This window comes from Streptomyces flavalbus (assembly GCF_042674625.1).
GTDB classification, from domain to species: Bacteria; Actinomycetota; Actinomycetes; order Streptomycetales; family Streptomycetaceae; genus Streptomyces; species Streptomyces flavalbus.
Genome location: NZ_JBHTEB010000001.1, coordinates 4,104,925 through 4,129,938 on the forward strand (window position 1 = coordinate 4,104,925; position 25,014 = coordinate 4,129,938).

Consider the following 25,014-nt stretch of genomic DNA (forward strand, 5'->3'; position numbering starts at 1 on the left):
ACAAAGTCTCAGGCGGGCCTGGGGGATGGGCCGGTCCGGGAGCGGCGCAGCGCGAGGGCTGCCGGGACGAGGGCGGCGGGCACCGCGAGGGCGGCGCAGGCGGTCGTGGTCGCGCCGAGCGCCTGCCAGGGCAGCCGCGGCGGGACCGGCACCGACAGCGCGGCGAGCGCGGCGCTCATGCCGAGCAGGTTCAGTACGGCGGTCAGCAGCCCGAGCAGCGCCCCCACCGCCACCACCGTGAGCGTCTCGGCGCCGACCAGCCGGAGCACCTGCCCGCGCGTGGCGCCCAGCAGCCGCAGGGCGGTCAGGTCGCGCACGCGGTCGGCGGTGGCCATGGCCATGGTGTTGGCCACCGAGATGCCGGTGTAGAGCAGGGCGATCCCGAGGACCAGCAGCAGACCCAGGCGGGTGGTGCGGTCGGCGCCCGGGTTCTGGGCCGCTGCCCACTCCTCCCTGGGGAGGAGACGGGCGCCGCTGTCGTGCAGCGCCGTGCGCAGTGCGGCGGCCACGGTGGCGGGGTCCGCGCCGGGGGCCAGGGTGACGTCGACGCGGTCGGTGGGGGCGCCGGGGGCGTTGGCCGGGGTGACGTAGACGCCGTTGTCGCCGGTGCCGGTGCGCAGGACCGCGGCGATCCGCAGGGACCTGCGGGTGCCGTCGCCGAGCCACACGTCGACGTGCTGTCCGACGCGGTGCCGGGCCCACTCCTCGTTGACGATGACCGACTCGTCGTCGAGGTCGGTCACCTTCCCGGCGGCGACCGGCAGCCGGGTGGTCGCGGCCAGCCCCGCGGGGTCGACGGCGCGGGCCCGCGACCTGATGAGGGCCACGTCGTCCTCCAGGACGTGGACGGCGGTGGTGGCGGACGGGGAGACCGCTTGGGTGCCGGGCGTCGTGCGCAGGGCGCGCAGCGTGCGCTCGCTGAGGGGCGTGGGGGCGGTGACGACGTAGTCGGCCGCGGTCTGCGCGCGCACCTCGGAGACGCGGGCCGTGGACAGGGTCGCGGTGGCGCCCAGGAGGGAGCCGGTGAGGGCGACCGTGACCAGTACCGGCGCCGCGACCGCGGCGGTGCGGCGGACGCCCGCGGCGGTGTTCTCCCGGACCAGCAGACCGGCCGCGCCGGGCAGCCGGGCCGGGAGCCAGGTGAGCAGCCGGGTCAGCGGGCGGACCACGAGCGGGGCGAGCAGCGCGACCGCGGTGATCAGCAGCATGGGGCGGCTGACGTAGGTCTTGCGGTGCAGCAGGTCGCCCGGCTCGGTGAGCAGGGCCAGGGCGAGCGTCACGGCCGCCGTCAGCAGGAGGGCCGTCCCGCACAGGGCCCTGCCCCAGGTCATCGCCCGGGCGTCCACGGAGGCCGTGCGCAGCGCCTCGACGGGCCCGGTGCGGCCCGCCCGCCAGGAGGCGGCCAGGGCGCCGCACAGGGCGACGGACAGGCCCGTCCAGAAGGCCGCGTGGTACGGCCAGACGGCGTCGCCGACGGTGAACCAGGGCGGGGCGAGTCCGGCGTCGACGGTGGCCTCGACGAGCGGCGGCGCGGCCAGCGAGCCGAGCGCGCAGCCCGCCGCGGCGGCGAGTACGCCGACCAGCAGCGCCTCGGCGACGACGGCCCGGCGGAGCTGGCCCGGTGTGGCACCGGCCGTGCGCAGCAGCCCGAACTCGCGGCGCCGCTGGGCCACCGCGAAGGCGAACGTGGACGCCACCACGAACACCGACACGAAGGCGCTGACGCCGCCCGCCGTGCCGAACAGGGCGTTCAGCGCGGTCAGCGCCTCGGCGTCGCGGTCCGGGTCGGCGTCGGCGCGGCGGCGGGCGTCGCCGGTGAGCACGTCGACGGGCTCGTGCCGCAGTGCCGCGCGGACGGCCGACGGGGCCGCCTCCACGACCAGTTGGGTGCTGACGGGGGAGAGCTGGGCGGCGCGGGCGGGGGTGTGGAAGACGGGGTCCTCGAAGCCGAGGGGGGCGACCGTGCCGACGACGCGCACGGTGCCGTGGTCGGTGCGGAGACGGTCGCCCACGCGCGCGTGCCGGTCGCTGACGACGACCTCGGTCGCGGTGCGGGGGGCGCGGCCGGTGGTCAGCTCGTACGGGGCGAAGCGGGCGGTGGGCCAGGGGTGGCCGGTCAGGACGCGGGGGCCGGAGGGGGTGTGCGTGCGGACGGGGTAGGTCCGGTCCTCGGTGACCGGGCCGAGCCGCTTCAGCACGGTGAGGGTGGTGGGCGGGATGGCGTGGGGGTGGGGGAGGTGGGCTAGGCGGTCGCCGGTGGGGGTGGGGATGCGGAGGGTGTCGTGGGCCTTGACGACGACGGGTTCTGCCGGTTCTTGCGTGGTGGGTGTGGTGAGTGTGGTGGACGTGCTGGGCGTGGTGAGTGTGGTCGGCGTGGTCGGCGTGGTCGGCGTGGTCGGCGCGGTCGGCGCGGTGGTTGTGGTGGTTGGGGTGATTGTGGTGAAACGTTCCGGTGGGCGGGTGGGGGCGGCGAGGGAGGCGGCCAGGGCGAGGCCCGTGACGGTGAGGAGGGCGACGCCGAGGGCGAGGGCGACGAAGCTGCCGACGAAGGTCGTCCAGCGGGGGCGGAGGGTGTGGAGGGCGGTGGTCAGCATGTGGGGGCCGCCTTGGGGGTGTGGGGTGCGGCGGGGGCGGCGGGGGCTTCCGGGGTGACGGTGGCTTCCGGGGTGGCGGGGGGCGCTTCGAGGGTGGTGGGGGCTTCGGGGCCGGTGGTCGCTTTCCGGTTCCGGTGGGTCGTCAGTGAGGTCATGCGGTGGGCGATGGTGTCGGCGTCCGCGCCGGTGAGGTGGTCCGTGGGGTGGCCGTCGACGAGGAAGACGACCCGGTCGGCGTGGGCGGCGGCCACCGGGTCGTGGGTGACCATGATCACGGTCTGGCCCTCGCGGTCGACCATGCCGCGCAGCAGCGCCAGCACCTCACGCCCGGTCCGGGAGTCCAGGGCGCCGGTCGGCTCGTCGCCGAAGAGGACGTCGGGGCGGGTGATCAGGGCGCGGGCGAGGGCGACGCGCTGCCGCTGGCCGCCGGAGAGCTGGGCGGGGCGGTGCCGGGCGCGCTCGCCCAGGCCGACCTGGCGCAGGGCATCCCGGACCCGGGCCCTGGGCACGCGGCGTCCGGCGAGGCGCAGCGGCAGGGCGACGTTCTGCTCGGCGGTGAGGGACGGCAGCAGGTTGAAGTCCTGGAAGACGAAGCCGACGCGGTCCCGGCGCAGCAGGGTCAGCGCGCGTTCGCTCAGCCCGGTCAGTTCCGTGCCGCCGACCTGGACCGAGCCGGAGGTGGGCCGGTCCAGCCCGGCGGCGCACTGCAACAGGGTCGACTTGCCGGAGCCGGAGGGTCCCATGACGGCGGTGAACGTGCCTCGGGGGAAGGTCAGCGACACGTCGTCGAGGGCGGTGACGGCGTGGTCTCCGGTGCCGTAGCGCCTGCTGACGGCGCGGAGTTGGACGGCGGGGGCCGGGGCGGCGGGAGCGGCGGCGGACGGGGCAGCGAAGGGGGCTGCGGCCGGGGCCGATGGGGTCGGTGCGGTCATGGGTCCACCCCACCGTGCGGGGGTGGTGGTGCGCAGTGCGGTGGGACCGAGACCTGGGGTAGGGCTAGGTCTACCTTCGGAGGTCGCTCCTGGGCGATGGCCCGCGCGGGAGGGCGCCTTCTACGGTGAGCCGTATGTCTCCCCCGTCTCCCCGGAACGCGTCCGCAGCCCTTACCGCGCGCCCTCGCACCGTCTGGCAGGCGATGGCCGCCGGGCCGCGCTACCTGGTCTCGCCGTGGCCGTGGCGCAGTGCGGGGTATCTGCTGAGCGGTGTCGTGACCGGGGCGGCGCTGCTGGTGGCGCTGGTGCTGCTGGCCGTGCTCGGCGGGGTCCTCGCCGTGGTGGTCGTCGGCGTGCCGCTGCTCGCGGGGCTGCTCCTGGCCGGGATACCGGTCGCGCGGCTGGAGCGGCGCAGGCTGCGGCTGGTGGACGCCGGGGCGGAGCCGGTCGCCGGGCGGCGTCGGGCGCCCGGCGCCGGGGGGCCGTGGGCCTGGCTGACGGCGCGGCTGCGGGAGCGGGCGACCTGGCGGGAGCTGGGGTACGCCGTGCTGTTCGCGGGGCTGCTGTGGCCCGTCGACGCGCTGCTGGTCACCGTGGGGCTGCTCGTCCCGGCGGCGGTGGCCGCGACGCCGCTGCTGATGGCGACGGTCGGGGACGGCCGGGAGGCCAAGGTGCTCAAGCAGTGGACGGTCACCGAGTGGCCGACCGCCTTCGCGGTGGCCGGGCTGGGCCTGGTGCTGCTGTGCGCGGGCGCCTATCTGCTCGGGGTGGGCGCGGGGGCGCGGGGCGCGTTGACGCGGCTGCTGATCGACTCGCGTGAGGGTGAGCTGGACGCGCGGGTCGTCGAACTGACCCGCTCGCGCGTGCGGCTGGTCGACGCCTTCGAGGCGGAGCGCCGCCGTATCGAGCGCGATCTGCACGACGGGGCCCAGCAGCGGCTCGTGGCGCTGACGATGACGCTCGGTCTGGCCCGGCTGGACGCCCCGCCCGGCGGTCCCCTCGCCGAGCAGCTCACCAAGGCCCACCAGGAGGCGACGGCCGCGCTGGCGGAACTGCGGGAGCTGATCCAGGGCATCCACCCCAAGGTGCTCGCGGACTACGGGCTGGCCGCCGCGGTCTCCGACGCCGCCGACCGTTCCGCGGTGCCCGTCGACGTGGCGCTGGAAGTGCCGGGGAGGCTGCCGGACGCGGTGGAGGCCGCCGCGTACTTCGTGGTCAGCGAGGCGCTCGCCAACGTCGGCAAGCACAGTGGGGCGAGCCGGGCGCGGGTGGCCGGTGAGTGCCGGGACGGGCGGCTGGTGCTGAGCGTCAGCGACGACGGGCGCGGGGGCGCGCGGGCCGGGGCGGGCAGTGGGCTCACCGGACTCGCGGACCGGGTGTCGGTGCTGGATGGCAGACTCTCCCTGGCCAGTCCGGTGGGCGGACCGACCGTGTTGCGAGTGGAGATTCCTTGTCAGCCGCGGCGTTCGGTGACAGCAGTGACCTCGGGGGCGCCGGGGGCGCCGGAGGTGTCGGGCACCGGCGGCTGCGCGTCGTGCTCGCCGAGGACAGCGTGCTCCTGCGGGAAGGGCTGATCGGCCTGCTCGCCCGCTGCGGGCACGAGGTGGTCGCGGCGGTCGGGGACGCGGAGGCGCTGGTCGCCGCGGTGGCGGCGGAGACGCCGGACGTCGTCGTGACCGATGTGCGGATGCCGCCCGGCTTCCAGGACGAGGGGCTGCACGCCGCCGTACGGCTCCGGGGAGAGCGGCCCGGACTGCCGGTGCTGGTGCTCAGCCAGTACGTGCAGCGGGCGTACGCCGCCGAGCTGCTCGACTCCGGGGACGGGACGGGCGTGGGGTACCTGCTGAAGGACCGGGTCGGGCAGGTCGAGGAGTTCGTGGCCGCGCTGTCCGATGTCGCGGCCGGGGGCACGGTCGTGGACCCGGAGGTCGTACGGCAGTTGCTGCGCCGTCGGCGGGATCCGCTGGAGCGGCTCACGCCCCGGGAGCGGGAGGTGCTCGCGCTGATCGCGGAGGGGCGGTCCAACGCGGCGATCGCGCGGGAACTGGTGGTGTCGGACGCGGCCGTGGGCAAGCACATCAGCGGGATCTTCACCAAGCTGGACCTGCCGCCCGCCGAGGAGACGCACCGGCGGGTGCTGGCCGTGCTGGCGTATCTGCGGGCGTAGGCCGTGGTGTCGACCGTGGTGTGGGCCGGTGGTGTGGGCCGTGGGGTCGGCCGCCGGAGTGGGCGGGGTTTTCCACAGGCGGGGAGTTATCCACAGGGGCTGACGGGGGTCGGGCCGGTGGCTGTACGGTCGGCACGAGTTGATGTTCGGGCGTGCGAGCGCGCGTTCGGGCACGTGGGCGCGGGGAAACGTGGGGGAGGCGGTCGCTGTGACGGACGCTGGTGGGCGGGGCGTGGGCTCGGGTGGGCCGGGGCGGTTGCCGCGGGTGCGGGGGTTCGCCGAGTGGCGGCCCCGTGGCGCGGCCGAGCGGGCGGCCACGCCGTCGCCGAAGGAGGCCGGGAAGGCGCTGCGGGAGCGGATCCCGAGGAGCGCCCACGCCACGCTCGACCTGCACGCGGCGCGGCCCGACGCGGTGACCGCGGTCGAGGAGTCCAACCGCGGCCGGATCCCCGGACTCACCCCGATCCGGGTGGGGCGGATGGCCGCCACGCCGTTCGCCTTCCTGCGCGGCGCGGCGGGGCTGATGGCGTACGACCTGGCGCGGACGCCGATGACCCGGATCAGCGCGCAGATCTGCGGTGACGCGCACGCGGCGAACTTCGGTCTGTACGGCGACGCGCGCGGGCGCCTGGTGATCGACCTCAACGACTTCGACGAGACGGTGACCGGGCCCTGGGAGTGGGACCTCAAGCGGCTCGCCACCTCGCTGGTGCTCGCGGGCCGGGAGGCCGGGGCCGACGAGGACATCTGCCGGGCCGCGGCCCACGACGCGGCGGGCGCGTACCGGCGCACCATGCGGCTGCTGGCCAAGCTGCCGGTGCTGGACGCGTGGAACGCGATCGCGGACGAGGAGCTGGTCTCCCACACGGACGCGCACGACCTGCTCGGCACCCTGGAGCGGGTCTCGGAGAAGGCGCGGGCCAACACCAGCGGGCGGTTCGCGGCGAAGTCGACGGAGCCGACCGAGGACGGCGGGCGCCGGTTCGTGGACGCGCCACCGGTGCTGCGGCGGATACCGGACGCGGAGGCGGCGGCGGTCGCGGCGTCCCTGGAGGAGTACCTGACGACGCTGTCGGAGGACCGGCTGCCGCTGCTGGCCCGGCACTCGGTGCACGACGTGGCGTTCCGCGTCGTCGGCACCGGCAGTGTCGGCACCCGGTCCTACGTGGTGCTGCTCCTCGATCACCGCGGGGAGCCGCTGGTCCTCCAGGTGAAGGAGGCCCGCGCCTCCGCGCTGGTCCCGCACCTGGTGACGGCCGGTTTCGAGCCGCCGCGGGCGGAGCACGAGGGGCGCCGGGTGGTGCTCGGGCAGAAGCGGATGCAGGTCGTCAGCGACATATTGCTGGGCTGGACGACGGTCGAGGGGCGGCCCTTCCAGGTCCGTCAGTTCCGCAACCGCAAGGGCAGTGTCGACCCCACCGCGCTCTCCGCCGACCAGATGGACGACTACGCGCGGATGACCGGCGCCCTGCTGGCCCGTGCCCACTCGCACAGCGTCGACCCCCGGCTGGTCTCGGGGTACTGCGGCAAGAACGAGGAGCTGGACGAGGCGATATCCGCCTTCGCGCTGGCCTACGCCGACCGCACGGAGGCCGACCACGCCGCCCTGCTGGCGGGGGTGCGCGTGGGGCGGGTGCCCGCGGAGCTGGGGGTGTGAGGAGGGGTGCTGCGGGGCCGGTGCGGCGGACAGGGCCTAGGCTGGTCGGGTGATGACCCCGGAAGCTGAGCAGTCGCGGCCCGAGGAGCGGCTTGAGCGGGCCGTGCGGGCGGCCGAACAGGCACTGATCGAGTACGAGATCGCCGTGGAGACCTTCCGGATCGAGGTCGACAACTTCTCCCGGCTGCACCACCAGCGGCTCGGCCCGATGTACGCGCGCCTGGAGGAGCTGGACGCGCAGATCGCCGAGGCCCGTGCCGAGCGCAGCGGCGACCCGGAGGACCGCCGCAAGGCGGAGGAGCTGCGGGCGCGGGTGATGCCGATGCCGGACGTGGAGGAGCTGTTCCACGGCTGGATGGACGGCGGCGGCCTGTTCCCGGAGGCCGCGGCGATGCTCACCGACCAGCCGGTGCGGCCCCCGCAGCGGGTCCGCCCCAGCGACGAGGCGCGCAGGCTCTACCGCGAGCTGGCCCGCAAGGCCCATCCCGACCTGGCGCAGGAGGAGGGTGAGCGCAAGCGGCGTGAGGAGTTCATCACGCGCGTGAACGCCGCCTACGCCCGCGGCGAGGAGGCGCTGCTGCGGGAGCTGGCCGAGGAGTGGGCGGCCGGTCCGGCGCCCCAGGAGCAGGGGCCCAGCGCCAGCGAGGAGCTGTACGCCCGGCTGGAGTGGCTGGCCGAGCGCAAGGAGCTGCTCACGGAGGTGGCGCGGACGCTGGAGGAGGGCGCGATCGGCTCGATGCTGCGGCTCGCCCCCGACGATCCCGACCGGCTCCTGGAGGAGATCGCCGAGCAGTTGCTGGTGGAGGTCCAGGGCCGGGAGGCCGAGCTGGCGGAGCTGCTCGGGCAGGGCTGAGTCGCCGCGGCGGTGGGCTCGGCGCGGTGTCGGGTAGCGTCGGCGGCATGAACTTCGGAGCTGGTGTGCCCACGGTCCAGGTCACGGACCTCAAGGACGGCGACTTCCTGCTGGACGTCCGGGAGGACGACGAGTGGCGGGCGGGTCATGCCGCGGGGGCGCTGCACATCCCGATCAGTGAGTTCGTGGGCCGGTTCGGGGAGCTGACCGAGGCCGCGCCGCAGGACGGCCGGATCCATGTGATCTGCCGCTCGGGCGGGCGTTCGGCGCAGGTCACGATGTATCTGGCGCAGCAGGGCATCGACGCGGTGAACGTGGACGGCGGGATGCAGGTGTGGGAGGCCGCGGGCCGCCCGGTCGTGGATGACAAGGGCGAGCCCGGGTTCGTCCTCTAGCGGTCCGCTGGTCCGCGTGGGCCGAACCGGGAGGCCCAGCTCAGTGGGTGGGTCGCCAGCAGGTCGCCCAGGGTCTCCTCATGGGCGGGGGCCGGGCCGAGGGAGAGTTCCAGGTGCTTGGCCCAGGCGTGGTAGCGGTGCGGCGGGTGCTCGACGTCGGCGCCGAAGCCGCCGTGCGGGTGCCGCGCGGTCTGTACGACCCGTCGTACGCCGTCCGCGGCCCAGATCTTCGCCACGGCGACGTCCGCGGCGGCGGGCAGCGCGCCCTGGGCCGCCACGTTGGAGCGATGCGCCAGGCGGCCTGCCACAGGGTGGCCTCCCTCGCCTGCAGGTCCACGTGGCGGTCGGCGGCCTGGACGGCGACGGCCTGGAAGGTGGCCAACGGGCGCACCCGGTCCTCGGGGAGGCGCGCGGGCTCCAGCAGCGGCACCCGGGCCAGCACCCGCGCCGACTCGCGCAGCACCAGACAGAGCGCCACGGCGTCAAGACCGGCCCCGCCGTACTCGGGGTCCCGCGGCAGCCCCAGCAGGTCGGCGTCGGCCAGCCGGGCCCACAGCGCGTGGTCGTACCCCTCGGCGACGGGGCCCGCGGTGACCGCGGGGCCGGGCACCGCGTCGGGGGCGACGTCGGCGAAGGCCCAGCGCGCCGCCGTAAGGTGTCCACCGCCGTGACCCGGCGTGCGGTGGTCCGGCGGGGCCCGCCCGTGGGCAACCGCTTGCCTCCGCGTATGTGGTGCGCGGCTCAGCCGATGGGGCTGTGCCGGGCCGGTCGGCCTGAGTACCGTTCCCGTGCGAGCGCCGAACACGGGCGGGCGCGGGCGAGGTGACCTGAGGACGGACCTGGATCGGGAAACGGGGCGGAATGGACGCGTACGGCGCAGCGGACGCGCACGGCGACGGCGTGAACGGCCCACCCGCCGACACCACCTCCGCCGCCGACGGCCCACCCGCCCCCGACAGCCCACTCGCCGACGAGTCGTCCGCCGCCGTGGGCGCCCTGGACCTCGTAGACGATCCGTCCGCCGTGAGCACGCTGGACGTCGTGGGAGATCCGCCCGCCCCGTACGCCCCGGACCCGCCCCGCACCGGGGTGGCCGCGCTGCGGCTGCCCTACCAGGTGGGGGTCGCGCTGGTGCTCGCCGTCGTCGCGGTGGTCGTCTGTGTGCACCTGGGGATGGTGTTCCTGCACGTCGCCCCGTCGAACACGGTCACCAAGCAGCACGGCGAGGCGGTCGAGAACTGGGTCTACCCGGAGTTCGAGCAGAACTGGAAGCTGTTCGCGCCGAACCCGTTGCAGCAGAACGTCTCCGTGCTCGCGCGGGCGCAGGTGCGGACGCCGGACGGCGGTTCGCGGATCACCGGCTGGTACGACCTGGCCGCGCAGGACGGTCGGGCCATCGACGGCAACCTGCTGCCCAGCCACACCGTCCAGAACGAGCTGCGCCGCGCGTGGGACTTCTACGCGGGCGCGCACGACGCCGAGAACCGTCCCTCGGGCCAGCGCGGCGCGATGAGCGAGGCGTACCTGCGGCGCATCGTCGTGATGCGCCTCGACCGCGCGGGCGCGATCGGGCCGGGCGGCGTCCTGGAGCGGGTGCAGGTGCGCACCAGCACCACCAACGTCGCGCCGCCCGACTGGAGCGACGAACAGGTCTCCCTGCGGCCCGTCCACCGGGAACTGCCGTGGTGGCCGGTGCCGCGCGCCGAGGCCGAGGGAGGCATCGGGTGAACCGCGTCGCCCTGGCGGTCTCCGGGGGCATCGCCCGGGTCACCGAGTCGGCGCTCGGACCGTACCAGACCGCCGTGATACGCATCGGCTTCGCCGCGACCTGGCTGCTGTTCCTGCTGTGCGAGTACCCGCACCGGCATGAGCTGTACGGGCCGGACGGTCCGTGGGGCTGGGACCTCGGACAGCAGTTGACCGGGCTGAACGGGTCCTTCACGGTGCTGATGTGGTCGGACGCCCGGCTCTGGTTCGAGACCGGCTACGCGCTCGCGGCGCTGTCGAGCCTGTCGCTGCTGCTCGGCTGGCGCACCCGCACCGCGTCCGTGCTCTTCATGGTCGGGGTGCTCTCCCTGCAGAACCGCAGCGTCTTCATGGGGGACGGCGGCGACAACGTCGTGCACCTGATGTCGATCTACCTGGTGTTCACACGGTGCGGCCGGGTGTGGTCCCTCGACGCCCGGCGGGAGCGGCTCGGGCGGGCGGCACGCGCGCGTGGCGAGCGGGTCGTGGACCGTACGGGGCCGGTGCTGTGGGGCGTTTCCGGGCTGGCGCTGGCCGTGGCGACCGGGTCCGGACGAATGTTCGACTCCGACGGGCTGATCCCGGCGCTGCTGTGGGGCGTCTGGGCGGCGCAGGCGCTGTGGTGGGCCGTGGCGCGGCGCGCGCGGACCGCGGAGCCGCGCATCGCGCTGGACGTGCTCGCGAACGTGCTGCACAACGCCGCGCTCCTCGTGATCATGGCGGAGGCGTGTCTGATCTACGCGACCGCGGGCTGGTACAAGATCCAGGGCTCGCGCTGGCAGGACGGCACCGCCGTGCACTACCCGCTGCACCTGGACTACTTCTCGCCCTGGCCCGCGCTGGCCGACCTGCTCTCCAGCAACGGCACGATGGTCATGCTGGTGACCTACGGGACCGTCATCGTGCAGGTCGCCTTCCCGTTCACGCTGCTGCACCGGCGGGCCAAGAACGTGCTGCTCGCCTTCATGATCCTTGAGCACTCGGTGATCGCCGTGGTGCTCGGGCTGCCGTTCTTCTCGCTGGCGATGATCGCGGCGGACGCGGTCTTCCTGCCGACGTCGTTCCTGCGCCGGGTCGGCGGCCTGGCGGCACGCGCGCGTGAGGGGCTGCTCTCGCGCGGCGGCCGGGATACGCCAGCGCCCGCGCCGCCCGCCCCCGAGGACACCGAGCGCAGCCACGTAGGCTTCCCGGCATGAACGACCCCCGGAGCCCTGCGGAGACGACGGCGCTCTGGCAGCGGCTCGCCAGCGCCTCCGTGCTCCTCGACGGCTTCCACGCCCTCAAGCACGCCCTGCGCTTCGGCGCCGCGGTCCCGGTGGCGGTCACCGCCGACCGGCACGCGGCGCTGGCCCTCGCCGACGAGCTGGCCCCGGACGTGCGGTCGGCGCTGGAGGCGCTGCTGACCGAGGTGACGCCGTCGGCGTACGCCGCCCTGGTGCCGCGTCCGCACCCCACCGCCGTGGCCGCCCTCGCCGTACGGCCCGCCCGCGAGGAGCGGCTGCGGGTCCTCGGGCGGGCCGCGCGGGAGGCGCCCGTCGTGGTCCTCGACAACCCGCGCAACCTGGGCAACGCGGGCGCGGTGATCCGGCTGGCCGCCGGGTTCGGGGTGACCGGAGTGGTCACCACCGGCACCCTCGACCCCTGGCACCCCACGGTGGTGCGCGGCGGGGCCGGGCTGCACTTCGCGACCGCGGTGGAGCGGCTGGACGTCACCGAGCTGCCGCCGGGGCCGCTCTACGCCCTCGATCCCGAGGGTGCGGACATCCGCGGTCTGAAGCTGCCCGACGACGCGCTGCTCGCCTTCGGCTCTGAGCGCAGCGGGCTCTCCGGCGAGCTACGCGCGCGTGCCGACCAGCTTGTGGCGCTGCCGATGCGCCCCCAGGTCTCCAGCTACAACCTCGCGACCAGCGTGGCCATGACGCTCTACCACTGGAGCCTCACGGCCACCGGAGTCCCTGGGGGCGCGTGAGCGTCACGCCTCCCGGCGCACCTCCACCACCCGGAAGCGGTTGGCCACGAACGCGCCGTCGCACAGCGCGGAGTTGGCCGCCGGGTTGCCGCCGGAGCCGTGGAAGTCGGAGAAGGCGGCGGTCTGGTTGACGTACACCCCGCCGGTGAGGTTGAGCGACAACTGGGCCGCCTCGTCCAGGCAGACCTCCCGCACGGAGCGCTCGACGTCCGGGTCGGTGGTGTACGCGCCGACCGTCATCGCGCCCTTCTCGCGGACCGTGCGCCGCAGCAGCTCCAGCGCGTCGGCGGCCGAGTCCACGGCGACGGCGAAGGAGACCGGCCCGAAGCACTCGCTCATGTAGGCGGCCTCGGCGTCGGGCTTGGCGCCGTCCAGCTTCACGATCACCGGGGTGCGGACCACCGCCTCCGGGAACTCCGGATTGGTGATCTCGCGGGAGGCGAGGGCGACCTCCCCGAGGCCCGCCGCGGCCTCCAGCCGGGCCTTGACGTCCGGGTTGACGATCGCGCCCAGCAGCGCGTTCGCGCGGGCGTCGTCGCCGAGCAGGCCGTCCACCGCGCGCGCGAGGTCGGCCACCACGTCGTCGTACGACTTGTGGCCCTGGTCGGTGGCGACGCCGCCGCGCGGGATGAGCAGGTTCTGCGGGGTGGTGCACATCTGGCCGCTGTAGAGCGACAGGGAGAACGCCAGGTTGGACAGCATCCCCTTGTAGTCGCCGGTGGACTCCACGACGACCGTGTTGACGCCCGCCTTCTCCGTGTAGACCTGCGCCTGGCGGGCGTGGGTCTCCAGCCAGTCACCGAACGCCGTGGAGCCGGTGTAGTCGATGATCCGGATCTCGGGGCGGACGGCGAGCGTCTTGGCGATGCCCTCGCCGGGCCGCTCGGCGGCCAGCGCGACCAGGTTCGGGTCGAAGCCCGCCTCGGTGAGGACCTGCCGCGCCACCTGGACGGTCAGCGCGAGCGGCAGCACCGCGCGCGGGTGCGGCTTGACCAGGACGGCGTTGCCGGTGGCGAGGGAGGCGAACAGGCCCGGGTAGCCGTTCCACGTCGGGAAGGTGTTGCAGCCGATGACCAGCGCGATCCCGCGCGGGACCGGCGTGAACTCCTTCGTGAGGGCGAGCGGGTCGCGCTTGCCCTGCGGCTTCGTCCACTCGGCGGTCCCCGGGGTGCGGACCTGCTCGGCGTAGGCGTACGCGACGGCCTCCAGGCCGCGGTCCTGCGCGTGCGGGCCGCCCGCCTGGAACGCCATCATGAACGCCTGGCCAGAGGTGTGCATGACCGCGTGCGCGAACTCGTGCGTCCGGTCGCTGATCCGCTTGAGGATCTCCACGCAGACCAGTGCGCGCAGCTCAGGGCCCGCGTCCCGCCAGGCGGGCTGCCCGGCGCGCATCGCGGGCAGCAGCACGTCGACGTCCGCGTGCGGGTAGCTCACGCCCAGCTCGACGCCGTACGGCGAGACCTCGCCGCCCACCCAGTCGTCGGTGCCGGGCTGGCCGAGGTCGAGGCGGGTGCCCAGCAGGGCGTCGAAGGCGGCCTTCCCCGCGCCCGCGTCCAGGCTGCCGTGCTCGCCGTACGCCTTGGGGTGCTCGGGGTGCGGGGACCAGTACGCGCGCGTGCGGATCGCTTCCAGCGCCTGGTCGAGGGTCGGCCGGTGCTGGGCGGTCAGCTGGTCAGCGGTGAGTTCGGCGGCCATGCGGGTCCAACTCCTCGTCTGGGGGACTCCTCGTCGAGTCCTTCACCTGGCGGTCAGGGCAAGAGCGGCAGCTCGAAGCGGGGGCGGGACAGGGCGGTCAGAGTTAGAGTAACCGAACGATCGGTCGGTACAAGGGGGTCCGGCGCATCTGTGGATAACTCCGTGCGGGAGGATCGCGCCATGACAGCACTCGACCCCAGCAGCACCGTGGCCGTCGTCGGAACCGGCACCATGGGCCAGGGCATCGCCCAGGTCGCGCTGGTCGCGGGCCACCCCGTACGGCTGTACGACGCCCTGCCCGGCCGGGCCCGCGAGGCGGCCGACGCCATCGGCGCCCGCCTCGACCGGCTGGTGGCCAAGGACCGGCTGACCGGCGCCCAACGGGACGCGGCGCGCGCCCGGCTGCTGCCCGCCGAGAGCCTCACCGAACTGGCCGACTCCGCACTCGTCGTGGAGGCGGCCCTGGAGCGCCTCGACGTCAAGCAGGAGCTGTTCCGGGAGCTGGAGGACATCGTCGACGACGACTGCCTGCTCGCCACCAACACCTCCTCCCTGTCGGTGACCGCGATCGGCGGCGCCCTGCGCCACCCCGGCCGCTTCGTGGGCCTGCACTTCTTCAACCCGGCGCCGCTGCTGCCGCTGGTCGAGGTGGTCTCCGGGTTCGCCACCGACGTCACGTCGGCCACGCGCGCGTACGAGACCGCCCGCGCCTGGGGCAAGACGCCGGTCGCCTGCGCCGACACCCCCGGCTTCATCGTCAACCGCATCGCCCGGCCGTTCTACGCGGAGGCGTTCGCCGTGCTGGAGGCGCAGGGCGCCGACCCGGCCACCATCGACGCGGTGCTGCGCGAGTGCGGCGGCTTCAAGATGGGCGCCTTCGAACTGACCGACCTGATCGGCCAGGACGTCAACGAGTCCGTCACGCACTCCGTGTGGCGGTCCTTCTTCCAGGACGTGCGCTTCACGCCCTCGCTGGCCCAGCAACGGCTGGTCGAGTCGGGCCGCCTGGGCCGCAAGAGCGGCCACGGCTGGTACGACTACGCGGAGGGCGCCGACCGCCCCGAACCGCACACCGCCGAACCGGCCCGGCCGCCCGCCTACGTCGTCGTGGAGGGCGACCTGGGGCCCGCCGCCGACCTGCTCGCGCTGATCCGCGAGGCGGGCATCCCGGTCCGCGAGGAGGACGAGGACCACGGCACCCGGCTGGTGCTGCCCGGCGGCGGCCAGCTCGCGCTCGCGGACGGGCAGACGTCCGTGGAGTTCCGCGACGTCGTCTACTTCGACCTCGCCCTGGACTACCGGCGCGCCACCCGCATCGCCCTGTCCGCCTCCCAGGACACCTCCTCGACGACCCTCACCGAGGCCACCGGCCTGTTCCAGGCGCTCGGCAAGAAGGTCAGCGTCATCGGCGACGTGCCCGGCATGATCGTGGCCCGCACGGTCGCGCGGATCGTCGACCTCGCGCACGACGCCGTGGCCAAGGGCGTCGCCACCGAGGAGGACGTCGACACCGCGATGCGCCTCGGCGTCAACTACCCGCTCGGCCCCTTCGAGTGGAGCCGCCGCCTCGGCCGCAACTGGGCGTACGCCCTCCTGGACGATTTGCACCTGCGCGACCCCTCGGGCCGCTACGCGCCGTCGCTGGCGCTCTACCGGCACGCCTACGCCTCCGACAAGCGGGAGGGCAGTACCTCATGACCACGGCCAAGCGGGACACGTACACCCCGGAGACGCTGCTGACGGTCGCCGTACGGGTCTTCAACGAGCGCGGCTACGACGGCACCTCCATGGAGCACCTGTCCAAGGCGGCCGGGATCTCCAAGTCCTCGATCTACCACCACGTCGCGGGCAAGGAGGAGCTGCTGCGCCGGGCCGTGAGCCGGGCCCTCGACGGGCTCTTCGCCATCCTCGACGAGGAGCACGCGCGCGTGGGGAGCGCCGCCGACCGCCTGGAGCACGTCGTACGGCGCATGGTCGAGGTGCTGATAGCCGAGCTGCCCTATGTGACGCTGCTGCTGCGGGTGCGCGGCAACACCGGCACCGAGCGGTGGGCGCTGGAGCGGCGCCGCGAGTTCGACCACCGGGTGGCCGCGCTGCTGAAGGCGGCGGCGGCCGACGGGGAGATACGCGACGACGTGGAGGTGCGGCTCGCCACCCGGCTGGTCTTCGGAATGATCAACTCCATCGTCGAGTGGTACCGGCCCGACGGCCGGGGCATGGGCCAGCGCGAGGTGGCGGACGCGGTGGTGCGGGTGGCGTTCGGGGGCCTGCGGCGGAGCTGAGCGCCGGGCTCACGCCTGGGGTTCCAGGTCCTCCTCCTCGAAGACGAGCAGCGTGCGGGTGCTGAGCACCTCGGGGATCGCCTGGAGGCGGGTGAGGACCAGCTCGCGCAGGGCGCGGTTGTCCGGGGTGTGGACCAGCAGCAGGACGTCGAAGTCGCCGCCCACCAGGGCGATGTGCGCCGCGCCCGGGAGCTGGCGGAGCTGTTCGCGGACCGTGCGCCAGGAGTTCTGGACGATCTTCAGGGTGATGTACGCCGACGTCCCCTGCCCGGCGCGTTCGTGGTCGACGCGCGCCCCGAAGCCGCGAATCACGCCGTCCTCCACCAGCCGGTTGATCCGCGCGTAGGCGTTGGCGCGCGAGACGTGCACCCGCTCCGCGACCGACCGTATCGAGGCCCGGCCGTCCGCCTGGAGTATCCGCAGGATGTCCTGGTCGACGGCGTCCAGGGGCCGCGGCGGCGCCGGAGCGGCGGCCTCCGCCCTCTCGGCCATTTGTTCAGATGCCATGTCCCCCCGCCTCCCTACCATGGACGTACTGCGTCCATCACAGGCTGTGGATAACCGTTTGTCCACAGCGCCCGGCCGCCTGTAGCCAAAATGTGCCGACGACCGAACAATCGGTTGGTGAGGCGCATCACACACGACGTGTCGCTTCCAACTTTCCAGCCGCTCCCACAAGGAGGTGCCGTCATGACGGTCATGGAGCAGCGTGGCGCGTATCGGCCGTCGCCGCCGCCCGCCTGGCAGCCCCGCACCGACCCCGCGCCGCTGCTGCCCGACGCGGCCCCCCACCGCGTCCTCGGCACCGACGCCGCCGCCGCGGTCGACCCCGGCCTGCTGCGCCGCCTGTACGCCGCGCTGGTGCGCGGGCGCCGCTACAACGCGCAGGCCACCGCGCTCACCAAGCAGGGCCGCCTCGCCGTCTACCCCTCCAGCACCGGGCAGGAGGCCTGCGAGGTCGCCGCCGCGCTCGCCCTGGAGGACCGCGACTGGCTCTTCCCCAGCTACCGCGACACCCTCGCCGTCGTCGCCCGCGGCGTCGACCCCGTCGAGGCGCTCACCCTGCTGCGCGGCGACTGGCACACCGGCTACGACCCGTACGAGCACCGCGTGGCCCCCCTGTCCACGCCGCTCGCCACCCAGCTCCCGCACGCCGTCGGGCTCGCGCACGCCGCCCGGCTCAAGGGCGACGACGTGGTCGCGCTGGCCATGGTCGGCGACGGCGGCACCAGCGAGGGCGACTTCCACGAGGCGCTGAACTTCGCCGCCGTCTGGCAGGCCCCGGTCGTCTTCCTGGTGCAGAACAACGGCTTCGCGATCTCCGTGCCGCTCGCCAAGCAGACCGCCGCCCCCTCCCTGGCCCACAAGGCCGTCGGGTACGGCATACCGGGCCGCCTGGTCGACGGCAACGACGCCGCCGCCGTCCACGAGGTCCTCAGCGACGCCGTACGACACGCGCGCGCGGGGGGCGGCCCCACCCTCGTCGAGGCGGTCACGTACCGCATGGAGGCGCACACCAACGCCGACGACGACAAGCGCTACCGCGCCGACGACGAGGTGGCCGCCTGGCGCGACCACGACCCGATCCTGCTGCTGGAGCGCGAGCTGACCGAGCGCGGCCTCCTCGACGAGGACGGCGTCCGCGCCGCCCGCGAGGACGCCGAGACCCTCGCCGCCGACCTGCGCGCCCGGATGAACCAGGACCCGGCCCTCGACCCCATGGACCTGTTCGCCCACGTCTACGCCGACCTCACTCCCCAACTGCGCGAACAACAGGCACAGTTGCGCGCCGAACTGGACGCGGGACAGGAAGGGGCGCACTGATGACCACGGTCGCCGTGAAGCCCGCCACCATGGCGCAGGCCCTCACGCGCGCGATGCGCGACGCCATGGCCGCCGACCCGGCCGTGCACGTCCTCGGGGAGGACGTCGGCACCCTCGGCGGCGTCTTCCGCGTCACCGACGGGCTCGCCAAGGAGTTCGGCGAGGACCGCTGCACCGACACCCCGCTCGCGGAGGCGGGCATCCTCGGCACCGCGGTCGGCATGGCCATGTACGGGCTGCGGCCGGTCGTGGAGATGCAGTTCGACGCCTTCGCCTACCCCGCGTTCGAGCAGCTCGTCAGCCACGTCTCCCGGATGCGCAACCGCACCCGCGGCGCGATGCCGCTGCCGATCACCGTCCGCGTCCCCTACGGCGGCGGCATCGGCGGCGTGGAACACCACAGCGACTCGTCCGAGGCGTACTACATGGCGACTCCGGGGCTCCATGTCGTCACGCCCGCGACCGTCGCGGACGCCTACGGCCTGCTGCGCGCCGCGATCGCCTCCGACGACCCGGTGGTCTTCCTGGAGCCCAAGCGGCTGTACTGGTCGAAGGACGCCTGGAACCCGGAGGACCCGGCGACCGTTGAACCGATAGGCCGCGCGGTGGTGCGGCGCTCCGGCCGGAGCGCCACGCTCATCACGTACGGGCCGTCCGTACCCGTCTGCCTCGAAGCCGCCGAGGCGGCACGGGCCGAGGGCTGGGACCTGGAAGTCGTCGACCTGCGCTCGCTGGTGCCGTTCGACGACGAGACGGTCTGCGCCTCGGTACGGCGGACCGGGCGAGCGGTCGTCGTACACGAGTCGGGCGGGTTCGGCGGACCGGGAGGGGAGATCGCGGCCCGGGTCACGGAGCGCTGCTTCCACCACCTGGAGGCGCCGGTGCTGCGGGTGGCCGGGTTCGACATCCCGTACCCGCCGCCGATGCTGGAGCGGCACCACCTGCCCGGCGTCGACCGCATCCTGGACGCGGTGGCGCGTCTGCAATGGGAGGCCGAGAGCTGATGGCACAGGTGCTTGAGTTCAAGCTCCCCGACCTGGGCGAGGGGCTCACCGAGGCGGAGATCGTGCGCTGGCTGGTCGAGGTCGGCGACGTCGTCGCGGTCGACCAGCCGGTCGTCGAGGTCGAGACGGCCAAGGCGATGGTCGAGGTGCCCTGCCCCTACGGCGGCGTGGTCACCGCCCGCTTCGGCGAGGAGGGCACCGAGCTGCCCGTCGGCGCCCCGCTGCTGACGGTCGCAGTGGGCGCGGCGCCCTCCCCCGGCGGCACGGCGGCGGGCGGCGCCCAGGAGGCCGCGGCGGTCACCGCCACCGACGCGGGGGAGTCGCCCCGCGCGGACACCGGTCCGGCCCAGGCCGAGGGCTCGGGCAACGTCCTCGTGGGGTACGGCACCGGGGCCGCTCCGGCGCGCCGGAGGAGGGTGCGTCCGACTGCGCCCGCGGGGGCCTCCGCCCACACCTCCGTCGGCTCCGACGCCGCGGCCACGGCTCCCCCGCCCGCCCCGGGAGCGGCCAACGGCCACCGCGGGGACGGTCCCGTTCCGGTGATCTCGCCCCTGGTGCGGCGGCTCGCCCGGGAGAACGGCCTGGACCTGCGGGAGCTGACCGGCTCCGGGCCCGACGGGCTGATCCTGCGCGCCGACGTCGAGTACGCGCTGCGCGCGGCGGCGGCACAGGGCCGACCGGCCACCGCTACCCAGCCGCGTCCGGAAGCGGTCCCGGCACCCTCGGCGCCCGCCCCGCTCCCGGCGTCCGCCGCCCCCGGCGAGACGCGTATCCCGCTCAAGGGCGTCCGTGGCGCCGTCGCCGACAAGCTGTCCCGCAGCCGCCGTGAGATACCGGACGCGACCTGCTGGGTGGACGCCGACGCCACGGAGCTGATGCGGGCCCGCGCCGCGATGAACGCCTCCGGCGGTCCGAAGATCTCCCTCCTCGCGCTGCTGGCCCGGATCTGCACCGCCGCCCTCGCCCGGTTCCCCGAGCTGAACTCCACGGTGGACACGGCGGCCAGGGAGGTCGTGCGGCTGGACCGGGTCCACCTGGGCTTCGCGGCGCAGACCGGACGCGGGCTGGTCGTGCCGGTCGTCCGGGACGCGCACACGCGGGACGCCGAGTCGCTCACCGCCGAGTTCGCCCGGCTGACCGAGGCGGCCCACGCCGGGGCGCTGACCCCCGCCGAGCTGACCGGCGGCACCTTCACGCTGAACAACTACGGCGTGTTCGGCGTCGACGGCTCCACGCCGATCATCAACCACCCCGAGGCGGCCATGCTCGGCGTCGGCCGGATCGTGCCCAAGCCCTGGGTGCACGAGGGCGAGCTGGCGGTACGGCAGGTGGTGCAGCTCTCGCTCACCTTCGACCACCGGGTGTGCGACGGCGGCACGGCGGGCGGCTTCCTGCGCTACGTCGCCGACTGCGTCGAACAACCGGCGGTGCTGCTGCGCACCGTGTGACTCAGGGGACCTCGCGCACCGTGTGACTCAGGGGACCTCCGCAACGCAGGCGGCCCGTGTGACCCGAGCGGCCTCTGGGACGCGGCCGACCCCTTGGGCCCTATGGCCCTGCTGATGAGGCCCTCCGCCCACGTTCCCTGTGATCCCCCGGGACCGCATACTCGGGGGATGACCAGAACCGAGCCCTCCGCGCGCCCGGCAGCCGACGAGGGCGCCGTCGCCTACGACGCCGTCGTGCTCGCCGGTGGTGGCGCACGGCGGCTCGGCGGCGCCGACAAGCCCGGCGTGCGGGTCGGCGGGCGGCCCCTGCTCGACCGGGTGCTGGCGGCCTGCGCCGACGCCCGGAGCACGGTCGTCGTCGCCGAGCCCCGCCGGACCGCGCGGCCGGTGCTGTGGACGCGGGAGGACCCGCCCGGCGGCGGACCGCTCGCCGCCCTCGAAGCCGGGCTGCGGCACAGCACCGCGGAGCAGGTCCTGGTGGTCTCGGCCGACCTGCCGTTCCTCGGCCCCGAGACCGTACGGCGGCTGCTGGACGCCCTGCGGAGCGGCGGCGCCGAGGGCGCGCAGCTCACCGACGCCGACGGCCGGGACCAGCCGCTGGTGGCCGTGTACCAGACCGTGGCGCTGCGCCGGGGGCTGGCCGCGCTCATCGAGGAGCGGGGCGGCCTGGCGGGGCTGCCGCTGCGGCTGCTGACCGCCGGTCTCGACCTCACCCGGGTCCCGGACCCCGTCGCGGCCTTCGACTGCGACACCTGGGACGACATCGCCACCGCGAGGGCACGCATCAGGGAGCATGGGCACGTGTTGGATGAATGGATTTCCGCAGTCAAGGACGAGCTGGGCATCGAACTCGACGTCGACACCGGCGTCCTGCTCGACCTGGCCCGGGACGCCGCCCACAACGTGGCCCGGCCCGCGGCACCGCTGACCACCTTCCTGGTCGGCTACGCCGCCGCGTCGGCCACCGGCGGCCCCGACGCGGTCGCCGAGATCGCCCGCAAGGCCTCCGCCCTCGCCCTGCGCTGGTCCGACGAGGCCACCGGAGCCGAGTCCCCCGGGGAGCCCGACGTGGCGCCCGACGCCACCCCGGACACCCGACCGGACGCCGGATGACCGCGCACGGCGTGCGGGCCGAGCAGGACGCCGACGACCTGGACGTCGAGGAGGCGCTCGCCCTGGTGAAGCGCCCGGACCGACGCCCCGAGCCGGACCCCCGACCGGCACCCCAGCAGTCCCCTCAGCCTCACCAGTCCCGTATGTCCCCCACGCCCCAGGAACCGTCGCGGTCGGCGCACGACGCCCACCGCCACCAGGCCACCCCTTGGCCCGAGGCGCGGGCCCTCGCGGAGCGGGCCGGGCGGCGGGCCGGTGCACGCCGGGAACTGGTCTCGGTGACCCTCGACGCCGCGCTCGGCCTCACCCTGGCCGCCCCCCTCACCGCCCTCACCGACCTGCCGTCCTTCGACTCCTCCGCGATGGACGGCTGGGCGGTCGCGGGGCCGGGCCCCTGGGACGTCCGCGACGAGGGCCTGCTCGCCGGACACGCGGAGCCCGAGCCGCTCGCGGACGGTGAGGCGGTCCGGATCGCCACCGGCGCCCGGGTCCCCGCCGACACCACCGCCGTCCTGCGCAGCGAGCACGGCCGTACCGACGACAAGGGGCGGCTGTACCCCACCCACGGCGAGGTCGGCCACGGCCAGGACATCCGCCCGCGCGGCCAGGAGTGCCGCAGCGGCGACCAGTTGCTGCCGGTCGGCGCCCTGGTGACCCCGGCCGTGCTCGGCCTCGCCGCAGCCGCCGGGTACGACACCCTCACCGCGGTCCCCCGCCCCCGCGCCGAACTTCTCGTCCTCGGTGATGAACTGCTCACCGAGGGCCTGCCGCACGACGGCCTGATCAGGGACGCACTCGGCCCGCTGCTGCCGCCCTGGCTGCGCGCCCTCGGCGCCGAGGTGACCTCCGTACGCCGTCTCGGTGATGACGCGGAGGTGCTGTACCAGGCGGTCGCGGGCAGCACCGCCGATCTGATCGTCACCACCGGCGGCACCGCGGCGGGCCCCGTGGACCATGTCCACCCCACCCTGCGCCGCGTCGGCGCGGAACTCCTGGTCAACGGCGTCAAGGTGCGCCCCGGCCACCCCATGCTGCTGGCCCGCACCAAGGAGAACCAGCACCTTGTCGGCCTGCCCGGCAACCCGCTCGCCGCCGTCTCCGGGCTGCTGACGCTCGCTGAGCCGCTGCTGCGCACCCTCGCCGCCCGCCCGGCCGTCGAGCCGTACGCGCTGCCGCTGACGGAGGCGGTGCACGGGCACCCGCACGACACCCGGCTGGTCCCGGTCGTGCTGCGCGGGGACCGTGCGGCTCCGCTGCACTACAACGGCCCGGCGATGCTGCGCGGTGTCGCGGCGGCCGACGCGCTGGCCGTCGTACCGCCCGGTGGGACCCGGGCGGGTCAGTCGGCGGAGATCCTCGACCTGCCGTGGGCGACCTCGGGCATCAGCGTGTGTTTCACGTGAAACACCGCCCCTCCACCGTCAGTTCACTCGTCGTCCCCGGCCCCCGGTGTGGCGCGGGCGACGGTGACCACCCGGTCCCCCGCCCGTAGTTCCTCCAGCCGGGGATCGGTGAAGTCCAGTACGTCCTTGTCGCGGACGACGGCCAGGACCAGTTCCTCGGACTCCCGGGGCGGGCGGCCCACCTCCTGTGCCAGCACCGGGCGCTCGATGAGGTCGAGCCCGCTGCCGATGGTCATCAGGTCATCCAGGGTCCGCGCCACGGGCGGGCTGACCAGCGACATCCCGAGGAGTCGTCCGGCGGAGCTGGAGCTGGTGACCACGGTGTCGGCGCCGCTCTGCCGCAGCAGCGGCACGTTCTCGTCCTCCCGGACCGCGGCGACGATCGTCGCGCGCCGGTTGAGCTGGCGGGCGGTGAGGGTGATGAGGGTGGCCGCCTCGTCGCGCTGCGGGGCGACGATCACCTGAGCGGCGCGCTGGACCTCCGCCTTCAGCAGAGTCTCGGACCGGGTGGCGTCCCCCAGCACCGCGACCAGACCGTCGTCCCCGGCCGCCTCGGCGTTCTCGGCCTGGGCGTCGACGATGACGATCCGGTCCCGGGCGACGCCCTGGGCCCGCAGGGTCTGCACGGCGTGCCGTCCCTTGGTGCCGTAGCCGATGACCACCACGTGGTCACGGGTGCGGTGTCGCCAGCGGTGGATGCGGACCTGCTGGCGGGTGCGCTCGGTGAGCACCTCCAGGGTGGTGCCGACCAGGATGATCAGGAACAGCACGCGCAGCGGTGTGATGACGAGGATGTTGGTGAGCCGGGCGGCGTCTCCGGCCGGGGTGATGTCGCCGTAGCCGGTGGTGGAGAGGGTGACGGTGGCGTAGTAGGCGGCGTCCAGGAAGTCGACGGCGCCGTCCACGTTGTCGTTGTAGCCGTCGCGGTCGACGTAGACGATGAGGGTGGTGAAGATCAGCACCAGCAGGGCCATGGCCAGTCGCCGCAGCACCTGCTGGAGGGGCGGCAGGACGGTCTGGGTGGGCATGTTGATGGAGCGGCCCGCCTCGGCGTCGTCGCGGGCCTCCCGGCGCGAACGGAACCAGAGGGAACGGAGGATGGACAGCCTCCCCGGACGGGAAGGTGATTGCTCGTCGCCGTGCACGCTGGCCCCCTGCGATGCGGTGCTGGTCCGGTCTGTGGGCACCATGGTCCCTGACTGATCGCCGTCCTTCCCACCGCGTTGCCCAGGACCCGTCTTCCGACCAGGCTGGAGAACTTCCATGCGTGACCACACCGTTGTCGTTGGCTTCGGCACCAAGGGACGGGCCACGATCCGGGCCGTCTGCGCGGCCGGTCTGCGGAAGGACCAGGTCGCCGTGGTCGACACCGCCGCCAAGGTGGTCGACGCCGCGCTGGCCGAGGGCTTCTCGGGCGTGGTCGGGGACGGCACGCGCAGCGATGTGCTGCGGCGGGCCGAGGTGCAGCGGGCCGGGCGGATCGTGATCGCCACGGGGCGGGACGACACCGCCGTTCTGGTGGCGCTGACGGCCCGGCAGATCAACAGCGGCGCGAAGATCGTGGCCGCGGTGCGGGAGGTGGAGAACGCGCCGCTGCTGAAGCAGTCCGGCGCCGACGAGGTCGTCACCAGCTCGGGAGCGGCCGGGCGGCTGCTCGGGCTGTCCGCGCTCAGCCCCGCCGCCGGGCTGGTGATGGAGGACCTGATCCGGCGCGGCAGCGGCCTCGACATGGTCGAACGGCCGGTCACCCGGGCCGAGGCGGGGCTGAGTCCGAGGGAGACCGGCGACATGGTGGTGAGCGTGGTCCGCGGGCACCGGGTGCTCGGCTACGACGATCCGGCCATCGGGCGGCTGGAGCTGACGGACCGGCTGGTCATCGTCGTACGGACCCCACCGGAGGCGGCCGGGCGCGGCCCGTACGACGACTGAGAG

20 protein-coding genes and 2 pseudogenes are annotated in these 25,014 nt (G+C 74.6%); 16 read left to right on the forward strand and 6 right to left on the reverse strand.

The genetic code is table 11. From position 1 onward, the window contains the following. Window positions 1-8: 8 nt before the first annotated feature. Complete coding sequence (locus ACFQZ6_RS18485) at window positions 9-2,594, reverse strand: FtsX-like permease family protein (protein WP_381610457.1); 2,586 nt, start codon at window positions 2,592-2,594, stop codon at window positions 9-11. Continuing rightward, window positions 2,588-3,526 carry an ABC transporter ATP-binding protein gene (locus ACFQZ6_RS18490; protein WP_381610460.1) on the reverse strand — a complete coding sequence of 313 codons (939 nt, stop codon included), beginning with the start codon at window positions 3,524-3,526 and terminating at the stop codon, window positions 2,588-2,590. Before ACFQZ6_RS18490 ends, ACFQZ6_RS18485 begins: the two co-directional genes overlap by 7 nt. Window positions 3,527-3,729: 203 nt before the next feature. Here ACFQZ6_RS18490 and ACFQZ6_RS18495 point away from each other — a divergent pair, with 203 nt between their 5' ends. The 5 genes from ACFQZ6_RS18495 (at window position 3,730) to ACFQZ6_RS18515 (ending at window position 8,598) form a co-directional block, all read left to right on the forward strand. After that, a complete protein-coding gene (locus ACFQZ6_RS18495; RefSeq protein WP_381610463.1) occupies window positions 3,730-5,100 on the forward strand; it encodes a sensor histidine kinase in 1,371 nt (456 codons plus the stop codon). Next, the gene (locus ACFQZ6_RS18500) at window positions 5,061-5,693 is read left to right on the forward strand and encodes a response regulator (RefSeq protein WP_381610466.1); all 633 of its coding nucleotides are present in this window, start codon (window positions 5,061-5,063) and stop codon (window positions 5,691-5,693) included. The genes ACFQZ6_RS18495 and ACFQZ6_RS18500 overlap by 40 nt, the downstream gene beginning before the upstream one ends. A 142-nt stretch (window positions 5,694-5,835) precedes the next feature. Continuing rightward, window positions 5,836-7,350 carry a DUF2252 domain-containing protein gene (locus ACFQZ6_RS18505; RefSeq protein WP_381610468.1) on the forward strand — a complete coding sequence of 505 codons (1,515 nt, stop codon included), beginning with the start codon at window positions 5,836-5,838 and terminating at the stop codon, window positions 7,348-7,350. Between the two features lie 52 nt (window positions 7,351-7,402). Then, window positions 7,403-8,203 carry a hypothetical protein gene (locus ACFQZ6_RS18510; RefSeq protein ID WP_381610471.1) on the forward strand — a complete coding sequence of 267 codons (801 nt, stop codon included), beginning with the start codon at window positions 7,403-7,405 and terminating at the stop codon, window positions 8,201-8,203. Between the two features lie 65 nt (window positions 8,204-8,268). Beyond that, window positions 8,269-8,598 (forward strand): rhodanese-like domain-containing protein, encoded by a 330-nt coding sequence (locus tag ACFQZ6_RS18515; protein ID WP_381618427.1) that lies wholly within the window; start codon window positions 8,269-8,271, stop codon window positions 8,596-8,598. Here ACFQZ6_RS18515 and ACFQZ6_RS18520 read toward each other — a convergent pair. Next, window positions 8,595-9,247, reverse strand: a pseudogene (locus tag ACFQZ6_RS18520) (acyl-CoA dehydrogenase family protein); the annotation flags it as partial. The gene ACFQZ6_RS18515 and the pseudogene ACFQZ6_RS18520 sit on opposite strands and share 4 nt — an antisense overlap. Before the next feature lie 212 nt (window positions 9,248-9,459). On the opposite strand from ACFQZ6_RS18520, the gene ACFQZ6_RS18525 reads away from it, so the two are divergent. Genes ACFQZ6_RS18525 through ACFQZ6_RS18535 form a run of 3 tightly spaced genes read left to right on the forward strand, consistent with a single transcriptional unit; the run spans window position 9,460 to window position 12,313 of the window. Next, complete coding sequence (locus ACFQZ6_RS18525) at window positions 9,460-10,326, forward strand: DUF5819 family protein (RefSeq protein ID WP_381610474.1); 867 nt, start codon at window positions 9,460-9,462, stop codon at window positions 10,324-10,326. Then, a complete protein-coding gene (locus ACFQZ6_RS18530) occupies window positions 10,323-11,540 on the forward strand; it encodes an HTTM domain-containing protein (protein WP_381610476.1) in 1,218 nt (405 codons plus the stop codon). Before ACFQZ6_RS18525 ends, ACFQZ6_RS18530 begins: the two co-directional genes overlap by 4 nt. Next, on the forward strand, window positions 11,537-12,313 hold the full coding sequence (locus ACFQZ6_RS18535; protein ID WP_381610479.1) for a TrmH family RNA methyltransferase: 777 nt from the start codon (window positions 11,537-11,539) through the stop codon (window positions 12,311-12,313). Before ACFQZ6_RS18530 ends, ACFQZ6_RS18535 begins: the two co-directional genes overlap by 4 nt. A gap of 3 nt (window positions 12,314-12,316) precedes the next feature. On the opposite strand, the gene paaN is transcribed toward ACFQZ6_RS18535, so the two are convergent. Further along, window positions 12,317-14,008, reverse strand: a complete 1,692-nt coding sequence (gene paaN, locus ACFQZ6_RS18540) for a phenylacetic acid degradation protein PaaN (protein ID WP_381610482.1) — start codon at window positions 14,006-14,008, stop codon at window positions 12,317-12,319. A gap of 180 nt (window positions 14,009-14,188) precedes the next feature. On the opposite strand from paaN, the gene ACFQZ6_RS18545 reads away from it, so the two are divergent. Together ACFQZ6_RS18545 and ACFQZ6_RS18550 are read left to right on the forward strand one after the other, a co-directional pair. After that, on the forward strand, window positions 14,189-15,706 hold the full coding sequence (locus ACFQZ6_RS18545; RefSeq protein WP_381610485.1) for a 3-hydroxyacyl-CoA dehydrogenase: 1,518 nt from the start codon (window positions 14,189-14,191) through the stop codon (window positions 15,704-15,706). Next, complete coding sequence (locus ACFQZ6_RS18550) at window positions 15,703-16,290, forward strand: TetR/AcrR family transcriptional regulator (protein WP_381610488.1); 588 nt, start codon at window positions 15,703-15,705, stop codon at window positions 16,288-16,290. Before ACFQZ6_RS18545 ends, ACFQZ6_RS18550 begins: the two co-directional genes overlap by 4 nt. 9 nt (window positions 16,291-16,299) lie before the next feature. On the opposite strand, the gene ACFQZ6_RS18555 is transcribed toward ACFQZ6_RS18550, so the two are convergent. Beyond that, complete coding sequence (locus tag ACFQZ6_RS18555; RefSeq protein ID WP_381610491.1) at window positions 16,300-16,797, reverse strand: Lrp/AsnC family transcriptional regulator; 498 nt, start codon at window positions 16,795-16,797, stop codon at window positions 16,300-16,302. 183 nt (window positions 16,798-16,980) lie between these two features. Between ACFQZ6_RS18555 and pdhA the strand changes: the two genes are divergently transcribed. The 5 genes from pdhA (at window position 16,981) to ACFQZ6_RS18580 (ending at window position 23,082) form a co-directional block, all read left to right on the forward strand. Then, on the forward strand, window positions 16,981-18,114 hold the full coding sequence (pdhA, locus tag ACFQZ6_RS18560; RefSeq protein ID WP_381610493.1) for a pyruvate dehydrogenase (acetyl-transferring) E1 component subunit alpha: 1,134 nt from the start codon (window positions 16,981-16,983) through the stop codon (window positions 18,112-18,114). After that, window positions 18,114-19,118 (forward strand): alpha-ketoacid dehydrogenase subunit beta, encoded by a 1,005-nt coding sequence (locus ACFQZ6_RS18565; protein WP_381610496.1) that lies wholly within the window; start codon window positions 18,114-18,116, stop codon window positions 19,116-19,118. Before pdhA ends, ACFQZ6_RS18565 begins: the two co-directional genes overlap by 1 nt. Continuing rightward, window positions 19,118-20,566, forward strand: a complete 1,449-nt coding sequence (locus ACFQZ6_RS18570; RefSeq protein ID WP_381610499.1) for a dihydrolipoamide acetyltransferase family protein — start codon at window positions 19,118-19,120, stop codon at window positions 20,564-20,566. The genes ACFQZ6_RS18565 and ACFQZ6_RS18570 overlap by 1 nt, the downstream gene beginning before the upstream one ends. A 168-nt stretch (window positions 20,567-20,734) precedes the next feature. Continuing rightward, window positions 20,735-21,679, forward strand: coding sequence for an NTP transferase domain-containing protein (locus tag ACFQZ6_RS18575; RefSeq protein ID WP_381610502.1), 945 nt, complete (start codon window positions 20,735-20,737; stop codon window positions 21,677-21,679). Then, the gene (locus tag ACFQZ6_RS18580; RefSeq protein ID WP_381610504.1) at window positions 21,676-23,082 is read left to right on the forward strand and encodes a molybdopterin molybdotransferase MoeA; all 1,407 of its coding nucleotides are present in this window, start codon (window positions 21,676-21,678) and stop codon (window positions 23,080-23,082) included. The genes ACFQZ6_RS18575 and ACFQZ6_RS18580 overlap by 4 nt, the downstream gene beginning before the upstream one ends. Before the next feature lie 23 nt (window positions 23,083-23,105). On the opposite strand, the gene ACFQZ6_RS18585 is transcribed toward ACFQZ6_RS18580, so the two are convergent. Then, window positions 23,106-24,272, reverse strand: a complete 1,167-nt coding sequence (locus ACFQZ6_RS18585) for a potassium channel family protein (RefSeq protein WP_381610507.1) — start codon at window positions 24,270-24,272, stop codon at window positions 23,106-23,108. Window positions 24,273-24,333: 61 nt separating this feature from the next. Between ACFQZ6_RS18585 and ACFQZ6_RS18590 the strand changes: the two are divergent. After that, a pseudogene (locus ACFQZ6_RS18590) lies at window positions 24,334-25,011 on the forward strand (potassium channel family protein); the annotation flags it as partial. Window positions 25,012-25,014: the final 3 nt, after the last annotated feature.